This is a genomic window from Paenibacillus tritici (assembly GCF_013204885.1).
GTDB classification, from domain to species: domain Bacteria; phylum Bacillota; class Bacilli; order Paenibacillales; family Paenibacillaceae; genus Paenibacillus_AQ; species Paenibacillus_AQ tritici.
The window spans coordinates 159,469-173,801 of sequence record NZ_JABMKX010000008.1; the positions used below are offsets into that span (position 1 = coordinate 159,469).

A 14,333-nucleotide genomic window follows, 5' to 3' on the forward strand; every position below is an offset into this window, starting at 1 on the left:
GATATGATAGTGCTATATGAAAAGCCCGGCGGAATCCTGCTGCCGACTAAGGAACCGGATAGGCCAGCGGCGGCGGCCGCTCAGCCCGGGATTCCCGCGTAAAGCGGCTGCTCCAACCAGACTTGGAAGTCAACCTTCCTCTACAGCTTACTCCAGCTGCTGCGGATCTGAAGCATTCCCGCCATCCTGAATCTCAATCCGTTTGCCCTGCGGCTTCTGCCGCTTCGGAACCTCCAGACTCAGCACCCCGTCCTTCAGAGACGCGCGGATACTCTCTTCAGCGATATCCTGAACGTAGAAGCGGCGCACATATTCACCATACCGCCGTTCCCGGCGCACGGTCTGATGCTCCTTGTTCTCTTCGTTCTTCTCTTCTTTGCGCACGGCCTTGATCGTCAAGTAAGGGCTGGAATAATCAATGTCGATTTCTTCTTTCCGGAAGCCCGGAAGCTCGGCCTCGATCAGATACGCCCCTTCACTCTCGCGGATATCCGTCCGGAAGGACAACGTGGAGCTTGTCAGCGGTGCGAAGAAATCATCATTGAACACTTCATTCAGCGATTTAGCCAGCGCACCAAATGCATCATCTCTGCGTTTACCAAAAGGAACTAAATCAAACATCATCCATTCTCCTCTCATTTGACTTGTAGTTTTAGTTTGGTCATGGGTTCGACTTTGACTTTGTCTGACCTATGGCTTTATTATAGTCTGCATCCACCGGGATGACAAAACCGGTATAAGCCGAAAATCCGGGAAAATCCGGCGTTTCGGCTCACTTTTTAGGTTAAATTTTAGCATTTTTAAATATTTGACCTTATTTGACCTTTATTCGACTTTACTTTATATAACGTTCCCGGTATTCACTCTCCAGCATCCCCATCATAACGACATCATGGTATTCATGGTTATAGAACAGCGTCTGGCGCCGCACCCCCTCATGCACAAAACCAATAGACTCATACACATGCGCAGCACGGGCATTATAACTGTAGACCTCGAGCTCAATCCTGTGCAGATTCAGAATGCCGAAGCCGTATTCCAGCATCAGCAGCAGCGCCTCACGCCCGTACCCTCGTCCCTGATGCCGCTCATCCCCGATGGCGATCCGCAAATTTGCGCTGCGGTTGTCTGCGTCTATATCCTGAATGGCGATATCACCGATGACCTCATCATTCTCCTTCAGAGCAATAAGCAGCAGCACCGTACTGTCATCTCCAGATTTATGCGCGATATATTGCTCAATCTGCTCTTTGGTGACATGCTTCTTCGTCCCTGTTAATCTGCGGACTTCCGTGCCATAGAACATATGGTAATACATCTCAGCGTCTTCCCCGTTAAGCGGGCGCAGATATACCTTGTCTCCTGTTAACAGCTCCGAATGCCTGTTCATTCCCGTCATCTCCTGCCTGTTGTAATAGCTCCTATGGTAAACCAGAACTGCATACTATAAAATATACAAAAACGTCTAATTCCGAAGGACAGAATGAAGGTGAAGGATGCTGCTTGTCCCCGATCTGAATGAACACAGTGAGCTGCCTTACTACATACAGCTCTATAATTATTTCTCAAAAGCGATTCTGGGCGGCTCCCTGGAGAGCGGCACACGCCTGCCTTCGATCCGCCGGCTGGCAACGCTATGCGGAATCAGCGCAACTCCTGTGGAGCTTGCCTATCAGCAGTTGCTTGCGGAAGGCTTCATCGCCAGCAAACCGCGCAGCGGCTATTATATCCTGCCGGTGCATAAAGGCAGCAGTGCTGCGGAAGACGGTGAACGGTTACGTCCGGCAGCCCGCCCGATCACTCCCCGCGATTCGCGGCAGTATACTTATGATTTCCATATATCACGTAATGATTTCTCCTTGTTCCCGCACAAAATATGGCGCAGCCTCTATCAGGAGCAGCTTACGAATCCGGACCTGCTCCAGTACGGCGATCCGCAGGGGGAACCGGCGCTGCGTCAGAGCATTGCCGCCCATCTGCGGCAATTCCGCGGACTGCGCTGCACAGAGAAGCAAATCGTAGTCGGCGGCGACCAGTATACGCTGTGTTCCCTGCTGTGCCTGATGCTTAAAGAACGGGTGAGCGGGCTGGGAATTGAAGATCCGGGGTATCACCTGCTGCCCGCAGCATTCAAACGCAGCGGTTATATGGTCATGCCCATTCCGCTGGATGAAGACGGTCTGCAAGTAGAGAAGTTGTATCCAAGCGGGGCAGACGCCGTATACATCTCCCCTTCCCATCAGTTCCCCCGGGGCATAGCGATGCCGATAGCCAGACGCCTTGCATTGCTGGACTGGGCCCGGTCCACGGGCGGTTACATTATAGAAGATGATTATGACGGGGAGTTCCGCTATCATGGACGGCCTATTCCTGCGCTTCAAGGGCTTATAGCGGACAGTCCAGTCATCTACATGTGCAGCTTCGCGCAGTCGGTGGCCCCCGCCCTGTGCATTCACTATATGGTTCTGCCGGAGGAACTGCTGCCGCTCTATCACAGCCTGAGAAGTGAGCTGTACCTGGAGCATTCGGCCTCGCGGCTGCATCAGATTGCCCTGCATTATTTCATGGAACGGGGACATTTCGAGAGACACCTGCGCAGGATGCGGCTGCTCTATCAGCGCAAGCATGACCTGCTGCTACGCTCGGTCAGGCAGCATTTCGGCGATGCCGCAGTGCTCAGCGGAGCGGATGCCGGGTTTCATCTTCTCCTGACCCTGACCTCTCCCGCAGCGGGTAGAGCAAGGGAGCTGGCCGCAGCAGCAGCGGAAGCCGGAGGTATCCGTGTTACGCCTATGTCGTATACGTGGTGGGATAAGCCGGATTACGATGAGCCGGAATTCATTCTGGGATTCGGCGGCATCGCCGAGGATCTGATTGATGAGGGCATCCGCAGGCTGGCAGAGATATGGGTGAACTATATAAGACGCACTTAAGATTTAAACTTGAAGCTTCATCGTCACTGCGGTGAACATTTGGACTTCCGGCCGCTGTTGTCACCAGATTTCTTGATTAAATCCGCTGTTCGCGGATGAAATCCGGTGACAAAGGCGGACGCTACGCTCCTACAGTTCCAAATTTCCCCTCCGCTTCTTTTGCTTTTTGTTTATTTCTTTAGTGCTTCTTATATAGCTACTTATATCTCGCCAGCATTCCCGTAAGCGTCCGCTTCACCTCCGCCACCAGCTCAGGCGGCTCTTGTACCGTGGCCTCGTCGCAGAGGCCGATCGCAAAACGCGCGAAGAAGCCCAGATCACTCTTCTGGATCTCCCCCTCCAGCCAGCCCGTTCCATCCGCGCGGATATGCAGCAGCGGAGAGGACCATAGCTCGGCTTCGCAGGCTTGAACGCCTCCATGTCCCAATTCAACCCACATCCGCACAAGACTTTCATCCCCCTGCCCCGTATGGCTGCTGTAACCCTCCTTGTTGCCCAGGTGAACATGCCGCAGATCACGTGCTGCCGGCCCCGACTCGTCATATCCGGCAGAGCGAATCCGGTCACAGCGGAATACACGGATATCCCCGCGCAGGAAGCAGTACGCCGGACAATACCATAAGCCGTTATGGGCGTAGATGCCTACCGGCTGAATCCATCTTTCCTTGCCCTGCCCCTTCGATTCATAATGGATCAGCAGCACCTTTTGCCCGGTGGCCGCTTCCAGCAAGAGCGACAGATAAGGGAATTCCGCCTGTCTCACCGGAGTCAGGAAGTCAATCCGGTTCTTCATCTCGTCAATCCGGTCGCGGACATCGCCGGACATATAGTTATAGAATTTATGTTGGGCGGATAATGATTCCTGCTTGAAGGGGAGATACTTGTAGTGGCGCAGGGCATGACTGGCGAAAAATATCGCCACCGCCTCCTCCTCCGTGAACGCAATCGGCGGCAGTATTCTTTCGTTCAGCACCTGATAACCTCCATGCGGCCCCACTTCGGAATAGAGCGGGACGCCCAGCTCCCCCAGCTCCTGCAAATCCCTGAGAATGGTCCGGGAGGAGACATTGAATTCGTCGGCCAGCTCTTTGACGGTGAATTTCCGCTTGCGGTTGACGGTCATCATCAGATCCAGCAGCCTTTTGGACTTAGACATAGGCTTCACTCCATTTATTATTCTAACTATGACAATACCTGTCACTATCATAGACTACACTATAATCAAGCCGGTTAGCTAAGGCAAATTGAACATCCTAAGGAGCGAATTAGACATGACCCTGCAAATCAACCCTTTTATTCTCGTGGACGGTACAGCAAGCGATGCCATTACCTTTTATCAAGAGGCACTAGGCGCTGAGCTGCTCTTCAAGCAAACCGTGGGCGAAGGCCCGCAGAACCCTGACTCCCCCATGACCGATCAGGAAAAAGCGCGTATTGCCCATTCCGTCCTGCTGGTGGGCGAAACCAAGTTTTTTGTTGCAGATCAGGAGGTTGGCCAGCCGCTGAGCTATGGCAATGCCATCACCATCTGTATCACAGCGGATACCGCAGATGAAGCGCAGCAGCTGTACGACTCGCTTAAGGCAGGCGGAACGGTGGATATCGAGCTGGCTCCGGCTTATTTCAGCCCCGCCTTCGGCATGGTTACCGACAAGTACGGGGTATGCTTCCAGATCTTCACGAAGCGGGCGCAATAAAGCTCAGTCGGGCCGGGTGAATTCTTCAGGCGCAGGATACAAAAAGCACTGTCTCCCGGAATCTCCGGCGAGACAGTGCTTGCTGCCGTGTGCGGCAATATACTTGGCGCACGCTAATATAATGCCCGCCACAAATAAAAGGTAGCGTATGCCTCCCAGCCCTGCCAGGGCCGGGCCAGGACGAGCAGCTCTGCAGGCGTAGGCTTGCGGTCCATGCCGGTGAGGAACTTGATCACATTCTGCAGACCGACATCACCGACAGGGAACGAAGAGCTGTCCCGCAGGCAGCGCATCCGGACATACTGCGAGGTCCACGGGCCGATCCCGCGGATCTTCAACAGCCGCTGCTCGGCGTCTGCCGGAGACGGGAGCGCCAGCAGCTCCTCCCGGCTTAGCTCTCCGCTTGCGATCAGCGAGGCGACCGTGAGGATCGTCTGCGCTTTGCTTCGGGTCAGCTGCAGGGCGCATAAGTCCTCGATCTGCACCTCCGAGAAGACCTCCGGTCCAGGGAACCGGTAATAGGTCTGCCCTCCCTGCTCCAGAGATTCTCCATACACCTCGGTCAGGCGATGCTTGAGCCTGTAGGCAAAAGCCAGATTGACCTGCTGGCCCAGTATCGCCCAGCATAATGCCTCGAACAGATCCGGGATGCCGATAATCCGCAGCCCCCGGTGCTGGCTGACCAGCGGCCGGAGCAGCGGATCTGCATCCGCCAGCCGGTAGAACGGCGTAAGATCGCGGTCCAGATCGAACCACTCGACAATATAACGGGCCAGCCATTCCTGCTCCAGGACACCGGGAACAGACCCGTGCAGCAGAGTTACGCTCAGCCTGTTCTCTTCAGACACACTAAGCCGGATCAGGACCGGGCCGTCCTCCAGCTTGAACATCCGGGTCACTCCCGCCTCATCCGTGCGGAACAGGCATTCCAGCGGCGAACGGTTCATGTACTCCAGACAGGCGTCCAGGCTGAAATCCTCCGGCAGCGGCAGCTCAAAAAGCAAATCGTTCATGGCCCGCCGCCTTCACATTTAGAATCCCTTCCAGCTGAAGCAGCTCCTGCTTGAGCTGCAATCCGCCCCGGTAACCGGTTAAGGTGCCGTTCGCGCCGATGACCCGGTGGCAGGGCACAATCACCGGCACCGGATTCTGCCCGTTGGCTGTGCCGACAGCCCGGACGGCGAGCGGTCTTCCGATCCGTTCAGCCAATTCCTTGTAGCTGGCAACCTCTCCATGCGGGATCGTGAGCAGCCCGCGCCAGACCTCCTGCTGAAAGGTTGTGCCCCACAAATCAAGCTCCACACTGCTGAAATCTACCGGCTCTCCGGCAAAATAACGCTGGAGCAGCTGCACGGCGCCAAGCTGTTCAAACCTTACAGCATCTTCATGGAACTCGGTGTGCGGAGCATATTGGTTCAGCCAGGGAGCCGGCAGGCGTCTTTCATCCGCCTGATAAGAGATACGGATAAGCCCTTTCTCACTGGCCCATAGGGTCCACTCTCTATTCCCCAGGTTCAGGGTATGATGATAGATCACAGTTTTGCTTTGACTTTGACTTTGACTTTTATTCCGGCTTGGGTTCATGCGGTCTTCCTCCTTCGTTATGCTTCATGCGGTAGTCTGTAGGGGTCAGCCCCGTCTTCTTCACGAACCAGGCGGCAAAATGGGAGGGTGTACGAAATCCCACGGCCCCGGCTACTTCAGCCATTCCCGCCTCTGTCTCCGTCAACAGCCTGCGGGCTTCTTCCGCGCGCAGGGCATCCAGTCTGGCCGCAGGCGACTGGCCCGTTACCCGCTTGTAGGTCCGCTGCAGATGGAACGGGCTGACCTTCAGCTCTGCGGCCATGGACTGCAGGGTCAGCTTGCTGCCGAACTGCCCGTCCATGATGGCATCCGCCTGCGCCGCCAGCACCGCGTCCGGCCGGAGGACGCCGCCTTCTTCGGGGCGGCATCTTTTGCAGGGCCGGAAGCCTTCCCGGATGGCCTCCTCCAATGAGCCGTAGAACACCACATTGGCAGCCTTCGGTGTTCTGGCCCGGCAGGAAGGCCGGCAGACAATATGCGTCGTCAGCACCGCTGTATAATAAACACCGTCATAGGTCGGCTCGCGCCGCACCACCGAATCGTAAATACGCTCAAATAATTGCGGTTCCATCCCTGATCACCTCTTACAGCCAGTATAAACGATTCGTTTTGGCTTATGCAGCCTATTGGGATAGGAGAGCAAGATTACGACAGGGGTATCGCTCCGTGATACTGTGATGAATTCGCATTTGCCGCAGATTACGTATTGAGATTAGGCCGTTCGTCGGGAGCAAGACTCCACGCCACAAGCAAATGGATTAATGTATCTTAATTCGTCGATTTTCCAAGGATGTGAGGAAGCAATTGGAAAAACAGCATTTATTAATGCTAGTATTGGCTACTGGGCTTGAAATGGGAGAAATTAAGTGTTGTTTATCCAACTACCGGTTCATCACGGTCCATTCGCTCATTAGCAAGTGTACAAAATCCAACTGCTTCTGCCGCCATAATATCCGCTCTTAGCTAATACCTCTGTTGGACAAATCAAAGCACTCCCGGTCAGGAACCGCCCTGCCGGTTTCTCTACAATGAAATTGAAAGGAAAGGTGAGGATTTGGAGACGATACGGCTGCTACAGCAGGCGATTGATTATGTGGAGCAGAACTTGCACTCCGCCATTGGGGTGGAAGATATCGCGGGAGCCGCGATGACCTCGAAGTACCATTTTCAGCGGATGTTCCATGCCTTGACGGGCTTCACCGTTACAGAGTATGTACGCAACAGACGGCTTACGCTGGCGGCGGAAGAGCTGGCCGGGACGGACGGCAAGGTGATCGACATTGCGCTGAAGTATGGTTACGAGACCCCGGAGTCCTTCGCCAAGGCGTTCCAGCGTGTGCATGGGGTGACTCCGAATATGGCGAAGAAAAAGAACGTGAAGCTCAAATCGTTTCCCCGCATCTCCTTTCAAATTCAAATTAAGGGAGAGACCGAAATGGATTATCGGATCGTGGAAGAAAAGGGTTGTCATGTGATTGGAAAAGAGGTCATTGTCCGCCAGGATGCTTATACAGAAATCCCGGCATTCGTAGAGATGATCTGGAATGATGGGACGCATGACCGGATTAACGAATGTGCCGGGAGACCTGCGGGTTCGCTGCTGTTCGGCTATTATTACGACTTCAACGAGGACGGGACAAAACGGTATCTGATGGGGACTGAACTGCCGGATGGACAACAGGTGCCAGAGGAGCTTGTCAGCCTGACTGTACCTGACCAGACCTATGCTGTATTCGATAGCCGGGATACCTATTCTGATGACACTGAGATGGGAATGGAGATCCTGAATGTGTGGCGGAGAATCTATTCCGAATGGTTCCCGTCAGCGGGTTTTGAACAAGTGGAAGGACCGTGCATGGAGAAATACTACTGGACTGATGACAGCCATGAAGAATCTATCTGCGAGGTGTGGATTCCGGTGGTCAAGAAAATGATTTGGACTTAATTCTTAGTATATTTGACAGGAAACTATAAGTCTATATTTCAGCGGGAAATGTTGTTAGTCTGAGGGGGCACCCGGCCGGGGGACGCTAAAGAATGAGATGAGGGTTTCATTTGGTGAGCCAACAACTGCTGCTTCAAGCTGCGGCATCTTTTGAATTTGATGTGGAAACTTTGGTCTGTCTGAGCAGTTCAAGCAACGAAGTCTACCGTTTTGTCAAAAACAATCAGCCGCATATCCTGCGAATGTCGGCGAAGCCTGAGGTGTATGTGGAACAAATCCAAGCGGAGTTAGACTGGGTCTGCTATCTGGCCCGCCATGGTGTGCCAACCTCCCTGCCTATACATGCCTCGGATGGGCAGCTAACTGCCGTATATGGACAGAAGGAACATTGTTATATTGCTACAGCTTTTCATATGGCGCCTGGATGTTTTTTTGACAAAAACAATCCGCAATTGTGGGGTCACTCCATATTCAGACGATGGGGAGAGATCATGGGGAGAATACACCTGCTTACCAAAACCTATTCTACAGCTTCCGCTGCAAGAAGGTCTGACTGGGCAAGGCGGGACATAGCTAACTCTAATCTGCACCAAGGCCGTTACCGGATGCTGGTAGACAAATTGAAATCCCTGGAGGATACGATCTCTACTCTGCCAAAAGATACGGAGTCGTATGGACTGATCCACAATGATTTCCATCCTTATAATTTCCATATCGACAAGGGTGAGATTACGGTTTTTGATTTCGATGACAGTATCTATGGCTGGTTCGCCCTTGATATTGCAATCGCCGCCGTCCATGCTGTATGGTGGGGTTCCCCCGGAGATGACCGGCAGTCCAAACATAATTTTGCCGCCCGCTTCCTGAATGAATTCCTGGCTGGATACTCTATTAATAATGATCTGGCCGATTGCTGGATTCAGCAGATCCCCCTGTTCATGGACTACCGGAATATCTGCTCCTACTTCTGGTGGCTGAGTGATTGGGACGGCGATGAGACTCGGTTGTCGGAAGCTCAGCAGGCTGCGGTTGCCCATGCCATTCATCTAATCGGGAATGACCAATCGTTCGACGGCTGCGATATTAAATTATAGCTAGGCAGAAGCCTTTTCCCTGGGCTCTAAGCAAGTGGAAAAACGTATCTTAATTTGCCCATTTTAGCGGGTTGGACCGAAGCAAGTGGAAAAACGGCATTTAATTTCCTGTATTTCCTCGGTTTTGGCTTGTATGAAGAAATTTAAGTGCTGATTTTCCAACTGCTGTCTTAATAGGAGCCCTTCGTTAATTAGCAAGTGGAGAAAATCCAACTGCTATCCCCGAAGGATTCGATATTCATTCGTTTCCATCTATATACATCCTATATACATCAATAAAGCCCCCCCAGCAGCCGTAACGGCGTCCGAAGGGTCAGGAAAGTAAACTTTAGCGGAAATGAATTGACAAATTTACGTTGTTATCCGATGTTTTACACCGCTGCTTCCTGAATTTTAGCGTCTATAGGACCCTCTGCTGCCGGGGGGTTCTTTTTCTTCATATAGTCGGAGTAGTAGGCGGTTATGATTGGAACGAGAATGGAGGTTACGATCACTGAGGCGGCTACGAGCGCTGTTGCTGACTGAGCAGCAGGCAGGAATTCCGGCTTCATGTTCGCCACCAGCATAGGGTTAGCGACAGCAGCTCCGGCTGTACTGGAGGCTGCCAATCCGGCGGTACCGTTACCACGGCCAATGAATTTGTCGGCCAGGATCAGCGGAATGCCGGTAATAATGATAACGACCACGCCAAGCAGGATGCCAAGCAGTCCAGTGTCAACGATCACGCCGAGGTCAATCGAGCTGCCGAGTGCGAAGCCGAAGAAGGGGATGAGGGTCTGGGTCGCTTTGCCGAAATAAGCACGCAGGTCATGGTCCAGGTTACCCAAGAGGAAGCCGATCAGGAACGGCAGTACCGCGCCGACGAAGAGATGCGGTTCAAATACAGCAACACCGGTGCTGCCCAGAATGAGCATGGTGACAAGCGGGCCGGATTCAAGTGACATCAGCACGAAGGCACCGGATTCTTCTTTGGTGCCATACTGCTGCATGATGGAAGCGTACAGGCCGCCGTTGGTCATATCCATGGCAGAGATGATGGCGAGGACAGACAGCCCGGCGAAGAAGCCATTTTGTACACCGCCCTCAGGCAGGAACTGGATTGCAATCAGGGCAACCACCCACGCTACGGCAATCTTGGTCAAAACCAGCGTACCGGATTTACGCAATACCGTTCCGGTTGCCCTTACATCAATGGCGGCTCCCATACAGAAGAACCATACGGCCAGAATCGGAACGGTTCCAGTCATCAGGCCTTTGGTGAAGCCTCCGAAATATTCGCCCGCTCCAGGATAAGCGGTGTGAATGATCGCTCCCAGGAACAGCGGGACCAGCATCATTCCGCCGGGAATCCGATCTAGTGTCTTTTTGATTTTCATATCATTATCATACCCTTCTTACTCATGATGAGTGTCTGATGGCGCTTTCACCTTTCCTACAGGCTACTTGCGGCTTAGTCCAAGCTCGGGGATCATTCCTGCGAACAGATCATCGCTCTCCTTAAGCTGCCTGGCGAAAGCCTTGCCATCCTTCACCAGCAGTCCAAGCCCGTTCGAGTTCATATATTCGCGGAATTCCCTGTCTTCGGTTCCTTTGATAAATGCCCCGGCCAATACCTCCGCGACGGCATCCGGCGTATCCTTCGGTACAGCAAGTCCTCTCCATGTACCTGTGAAGTTCACATGAATTCCGGTCTGCTCTTCCAGGGTCGGCACATCCGGCAGCGCCTCTGAACGCTTGTCCGCATTAACCGCCAGTATCCGCAGCTTCCCTTCATCCACATACTTCTTCACCTCGGCGGGACTGACCGGCACCGCGTCCACGAATCCGTCCATCAAGGCGGAGACGGCTGGTCCGGCACCTTCAAAGGGAATATGTGCAAACTTCACACCGGTCTCCCGTTCTAAGGTTACGGCGGCTAAGTGCCAAATGCTTCCCGTTCCTGCATTCCCCATTTTCAATTCCTCTGGATGCGCTTTCGCAAAGTCGAGAAATTCATTGACGTCTTGCCATGGCGCGTCCTGTCTTACGGTAATGGCGGAAGGATCAAAATTCGTCTGTGCGATCGGTTTGAACTTCTCATAGGTAATCGGCAGCAGTCCCAGATGGGGAAGAATAGTCAGCTCGGCCGGCAAAAAGGTGACGGTATAGCCATCCCCCTTGGCGTTAGCGCCTTCCATTAGTCCCACGGAGCCTCCTCCGCCTGTCCGGTTGACCACGATAATCGGCTGGCCCAGTACAGTCTCTGTCGCTTTGGCCAGTGCTCTCGCCGTAATATCTGTTCCTCCGCCTGCAGCATAAGGTACGATGAGTGTAATCGGCCGCCCGGGAAAATCAGTGCCGGCTTCCTTCCTGTCCGCATTGCCTCTTAACTGCAAGAAGGTCCATAGAAGGAGCAGGACTACAAGTGCGGATGCTGTCCAGATTCCTATTCGGGTTGTCCGTTTCAAATCCATCCCTCTTCTCTAAATAACAGTAATCGGGCGGCCTGCTGAATCTTGTACTTACGCTTACGTTGGCCTTGCGCCCGCAGCTATCACCCCCGGATTCTTTGAGTATCAGCCGCCCTGAGGGAGGATGTGAAATTTTTCTCAAATAGAACATTATCGTAACCGGGGGGTTCCCTTCAATCGTATAATCTTACTCCGCATCCTCAGAAACCCCGGAATGGCGGGGTTTTGGCAGATCTGCATACTCTTTGGAAGATTTGCTGTTCTCCCTGAACTTGCCGGGTGTAGTGGATTTGATCTTGCGGAATACCCGGATGAAGCTGTTCTCATTCTGGTAACCGACCTGCAGGGCAATATCGGCAATTCTCAGACTGCTGTCTAGCAGCAGCTCACAGGCTTTATCCATTCTCAGGTTGGTCAGATAGTCATAAATCGTGGTCCCGGTCTCTTCCTTGAAGATCGTACTTACCGAGGATACCCCCATATTCACATGGGAGGCGATATCCTGAAGTCCGATATTGAACTGCAGATTCTCTTCCATATACTTAATCAGATTCTGTACCAGCAGGAAGTCCTTCGATTGCCGGTGCGTTCCAAAGGCATCTGACAATTGAACGGCAATACTGCATAACATCTGCTCGATCTCGTTAAGATCCATAGTCGCAACCTGATGCCGGGTGTAGTCAGCCAGCTCGGCAGGCACCGGGTATCCTCCGGCAGCGGTTATCTGCAAAATCTCCTCCAGCAGGTCATCTACTGAGCGGAATACCTTTTGCGGCTGAATTCCCCGCCTGCGGATCTCGGCAGTCCCTCTGCGGACCCACTCTTGTGCAGCCTTGGCATCCGAAGATCTCAGGGCATTCAGCATTTCCTGCTTCCACACCTCATCAGCAGGTCCGCCGCTCTCTTCATATTTGTTCTCTGCGGGGGAATACACCCTTACATGGGCATAACCTTCATATAACCGGTAGGACAGGGCAAGCTGTGCCTCTGAATAAGAACGGGCGATCTGGGCAATCGAGGCGGCCTGCTCGCCGATGCCGATGGACACCGGGATCTTCAGCACTTCCAGCATAGTAGCCGCCAGCTTCCGGGCATCTGCGTACAGCTCCTTCTCTTCCCGGCCTGCCGCTTGCAGCAGGATGACGAGACTATCCTGCTGCGGTGCAGCGATGACGGTCCGCCACGAAGCTTCGAAGGTTTCGTAGGCCATATTGATCATCGCATATTTGAGCAGCAATTGATCCTCTTCAATGAAGCCTGCAGACCACTGGGTATGCCGGTCTATGGATAAGGCGAGCAGCTCAAACGGACCTTCCCTCCAGCCGGCAAAGTAATGCTCAAACCTCGTCTGCGTCTCCTGGGTGCCGATGCTTCTTGTGATCAGATCCTGCAGGAATTTGGAGCGCAGCTCAGGAAGACTCCAGTCCGCTACCAGTGATTTACTCCGAAAATCACCGACCAGCTTGCCGATCACCGGCTCCAGATCATACAGCCCGCCCTGCCCGGCTGCCTTCTGTTCGGGGAACAGCAGCTTATTAATCCGTTTGAGCGGCCGGAAGGCCGCGAAATTGTAATAATAAATGGCGGCAAGGCCCACAGCAATAGAGATCAGTGACAGCATCAGCATCATATTGCGGGCAATCTTCACATTCTTCAGCAACTGCTCCATCGGCACCAGCGACAGCAGCCGCCAGCCGGTCACATTGGAGAAGGTCTGATTAGCCATGTAGGCCTGGCCTCCAACATTAACATGGGCAAAGGGGCTGACATCAATAGCCTTCAGCACATGCTCCAGCTCCGCCAGCGGAAACGGAAGATTCAGCTTGGGATAGATCAGCTCCCCCTCCAGGTTGTATACCAGCTGGTAGTTGGACAGATGGGTATACATTTTGGAGAAAAGCGTATCGTAATCAAGATCAATCAGCACGGCACCGGTCACTTCACCGTTCTCCACCACCGGCCGGGCCAGCGACAGCAGCTCTGTCTCACCGGGGCGGGAATCGGTGCCGGTATACAGTCTTCTTTTGATCAGAAGCGGCTTCTCCTTAATCTCACCGATCCAGGACTCCCACTCATGATCCGCCGCCTCCCGCCAGGACGGGGAATAGCCATAGCTGCTGGAGAGTACAGACTGATCCTTAAATTTAATCACGCTGATCGCATGGATATCCGGCTCTGTCGCCAGTGCCTTAAGATATTCCTGCGCCGCGGAAGCTTTCCCGGTATTATCCGCTGCTACGGCAGCTATATAATTCAGCACGGCGGGATGAAAGGCTAACTCGACCGCCTTGTTATCGGATTCCCGGAAGGCCCGGTTTGTCACATCCACGTTAATCTGCAAAAGCTCAATATTCGGCGTATTCAGCTCGGTATCCAGTGCATTGCGGTACTCTCTGTAGGAGAAGGAACCAATCATAGTAATCAGCAGCGAAACCCCGGCGGTCAGCATCAGAATGAGCCGGCTCTGTTTGTTGTTTAGCAGATATTTCAATTTAAATCGCAGCATTCCTGTAGCTTCATCCTTCCAGATTCTCTCTAGGTCGTAGACCTTAGAGTAGCATGTTCACCTATACTTCAATATGGAGCATGTCATACCCTTTATGATTTTAGACTTTTCAGGGTAAGCCTAC

13 protein-coding genes are annotated in these 14,333 nt (G+C 53.2%); 4 read left to right on the top strand and 9 right to left on the bottom strand.

What is annotated here, in order from left to right; translation table 11 throughout:
* Positions 1 to 147: 147 nt before the first annotated feature.
* Both HQN87_RS15930 and HQN87_RS15935 read right to left on the bottom strand, forming a co-directional pair.
* The gene (locus HQN87_RS15930; RefSeq protein WP_173135243.1) at positions 148 to 621 is read right to left on the bottom strand and encodes an Hsp20/alpha crystallin family protein; all 474 of its coding nucleotides are present in this window, start codon (positions 619 to 621) and stop codon (positions 148 to 150) included.
* A 214-nt stretch (positions 622 to 835) separates the two neighbouring features.
* Positions 836 to 1,390, bottom strand: coding sequence for a GNAT family N-acetyltransferase (locus tag HQN87_RS15935; RefSeq protein ID WP_173135247.1), 555 nt, complete (start codon positions 1,388 to 1,390; stop codon positions 836 to 838).
* A 106-nt stretch (positions 1,391 to 1,496) separates the two neighbouring features.
* On the opposite strand from HQN87_RS15935, the gene pdxR reads away from it, so the two are divergent.
* Positions 1,497 to 2,933: a MocR-like pyridoxine biosynthesis transcription factor PdxR gene (pdxR, locus tag HQN87_RS15940; RefSeq protein WP_173135250.1), complete on the top strand. Its 1,437-nt coding sequence runs from the start codon at positions 1,497 to 1,499 to the stop codon at positions 2,931 to 2,933.
* A gap of 196 nt (positions 2,934 to 3,129) precedes the next feature.
* Here pdxR and HQN87_RS15945 read toward each other — a convergent pair whose 3' ends face one another.
* On the bottom strand, positions 3,130 to 4,089 hold the full coding sequence (locus tag HQN87_RS15945) for a helix-turn-helix transcriptional regulator (protein WP_173135253.1): 960 nt from the start codon (positions 4,087 to 4,089) through the stop codon (positions 3,130 to 3,132).
* Positions 4,090 to 4,204: 115 nt separating this feature from the next.
* On the opposite strand from HQN87_RS15945, the gene HQN87_RS15950 reads away from it, so the two are divergent.
* Complete coding sequence (locus HQN87_RS15950; RefSeq protein WP_173135256.1) at positions 4,205 to 4,630, top strand: VOC family protein; 426 nt, start codon at positions 4,205 to 4,207, stop codon at positions 4,628 to 4,630.
* 113 nt (positions 4,631 to 4,743) lie between these two features.
* Here the strand turns inward: HQN87_RS15950 and HQN87_RS15955 are convergent, their stop codons facing one another.
* The 3 genes from HQN87_RS15955 to HQN87_RS15965 are packed head-to-tail and all read right to left on the bottom strand — an operon-like array spanning position 4,744 to position 6,785.
* Positions 4,744 to 5,643, bottom strand: a complete 900-nt coding sequence (locus HQN87_RS15955; protein WP_173135259.1) for a DNA-3-methyladenine glycosylase family protein — start codon at positions 5,641 to 5,643, stop codon at positions 4,744 to 4,746.
* Positions 5,624 to 6,214, bottom strand: a complete 591-nt coding sequence (locus HQN87_RS32745; protein ID WP_173135262.1) for a methylated-DNA--[protein]-cysteine S-methyltransferase — start codon at positions 6,212 to 6,214, stop codon at positions 5,624 to 5,626. Before HQN87_RS32745 ends, HQN87_RS15955 begins: the two co-directional genes overlap by 20 nt.
* Positions 6,195 to 6,785: a bifunctional transcriptional activator/DNA repair enzyme AdaA gene (locus HQN87_RS15965; protein ID WP_173135265.1), complete on the bottom strand. Its 591-nt coding sequence runs from the start codon at positions 6,783 to 6,785 to the stop codon at positions 6,195 to 6,197. Before HQN87_RS15965 ends, HQN87_RS32745 begins: the two co-directional genes overlap by 20 nt.
* A 483-nt stretch (positions 6,786 to 7,268) precedes the next feature.
* Between HQN87_RS15965 and HQN87_RS15970 the strand changes: the two genes are divergently transcribed.
* Together HQN87_RS15970 and HQN87_RS15975 are read left to right on the top strand one after the other, a co-directional pair.
* Positions 7,269 to 8,159, top strand: a complete 891-nt coding sequence (locus tag HQN87_RS15970) for an AraC family transcriptional regulator (protein ID WP_173135268.1) — start codon at positions 7,269 to 7,271, stop codon at positions 8,157 to 8,159.
* 113 nt (positions 8,160 to 8,272) lie between these two features.
* Positions 8,273 to 9,253, top strand: coding sequence for a phosphotransferase enzyme family protein (locus tag HQN87_RS15975; protein WP_173135271.1), 981 nt, complete (start codon positions 8,273 to 8,275; stop codon positions 9,251 to 9,253).
* A 371-nt stretch (positions 9,254 to 9,624) separates the two neighbouring features.
* Here HQN87_RS15975 and kdgT read toward each other — a convergent pair whose 3' ends face one another.
* The 3 genes from kdgT to HQN87_RS15990 all read right to left on the bottom strand — a co-directional run bounded on the left by kdgT (position 9,625) and on the right by HQN87_RS15990 (position 14,209).
* Positions 9,625 to 10,629, bottom strand: coding sequence for a 2-keto-3-deoxygluconate transporter (gene kdgT, locus HQN87_RS15980; protein ID WP_173135273.1), 1,005 nt, complete (start codon positions 10,627 to 10,629; stop codon positions 9,625 to 9,627).
* Between the two features lie 63 nt (positions 10,630 to 10,692).
* Entirely contained in the window at positions 10,693 to 11,706 is a 1,014-nt protein-coding gene (locus HQN87_RS15985; RefSeq protein WP_173135276.1) for a tripartite tricarboxylate transporter substrate binding protein, read from the bottom strand.
* A gap of 184 nt (positions 11,707 to 11,890) precedes the next feature.
* Positions 11,891 to 14,209 carry a helix-turn-helix domain-containing protein gene (locus HQN87_RS15990; RefSeq protein WP_173135279.1) on the bottom strand — a complete coding sequence of 773 codons (2,319 nt, stop codon included), beginning with the start codon at positions 14,207 to 14,209 and terminating at the stop codon, positions 11,891 to 11,893.
* Positions 14,210 to 14,333: the final 124 nt, after the last annotated feature.

Bases quoted from the DNA above. Each gene is read 5' to 3' on its own strand.
- HQN87_RS15930 (WP_173135243.1), bottom strand. From the start codon at position 621: ATGTTTGATTTAGTTCCTTTTGGTAAACGCAGAGATGATGCATTTGGT.
- HQN87_RS15935 (WP_173135247.1), bottom strand. From the start codon at position 1,390: ATGAACAGGCATTCGGAGCTGTTAACAGGAGACAAGGTATATCTGCGC.
- pdxR (WP_173135250.1), top strand. From the start codon at position 1,497: ATGCTGCTTGTCCCCGATCTGAATGAACACAGTGAGCTGCCTTACTAC.
- HQN87_RS15945 (WP_173135253.1), bottom strand. From the start codon at position 4,089: ATGTCTAAGTCCAAAAGGCTGCTGGATCTGATGATGACCGTCAACCGC.
- HQN87_RS15950 (WP_173135256.1), top strand. From the start codon at position 4,205: ATGACCCTGCAAATCAACCCTTTTATTCTCGTGGACGGTACAGCAAGC.
- HQN87_RS15955 (WP_173135259.1), bottom strand. From the start codon at position 5,643: ATGAACGATTTGCTTTTTGAGCTGCCGCTGCCGGAGGATTTCAGCCTG.
- HQN87_RS32745 (WP_173135262.1), bottom strand. From the start codon at position 6,214: ATGAACCCAAGCCGGAATAAAAGTCAAAGTCAAAGTCAAAGCAAAACT.
- HQN87_RS15965 (WP_173135265.1), bottom strand. From the start codon at position 6,785: ATGGAACCGCAATTATTTGAGCGTATTTACGATTCGGTGGTGCGGCGC.
- kdgT (WP_173135273.1), bottom strand. From the start codon at position 10,629: ATGAAAATCAAAAAGACACTAGATCGGATTCCCGGCGGAATGATGCTG.
- HQN87_RS15985 (WP_173135276.1), bottom strand. From the start codon at position 11,706: ATGGATTTGAAACGGACAACCCGAATAGGAATCTGGACAGCATCCGCA.
- HQN87_RS15990 (WP_173135279.1), bottom strand. From the start codon at position 14,209: ATGCTGCGATTTAAATTGAAATATCTGCTAAACAACAAACAGAGCCGG.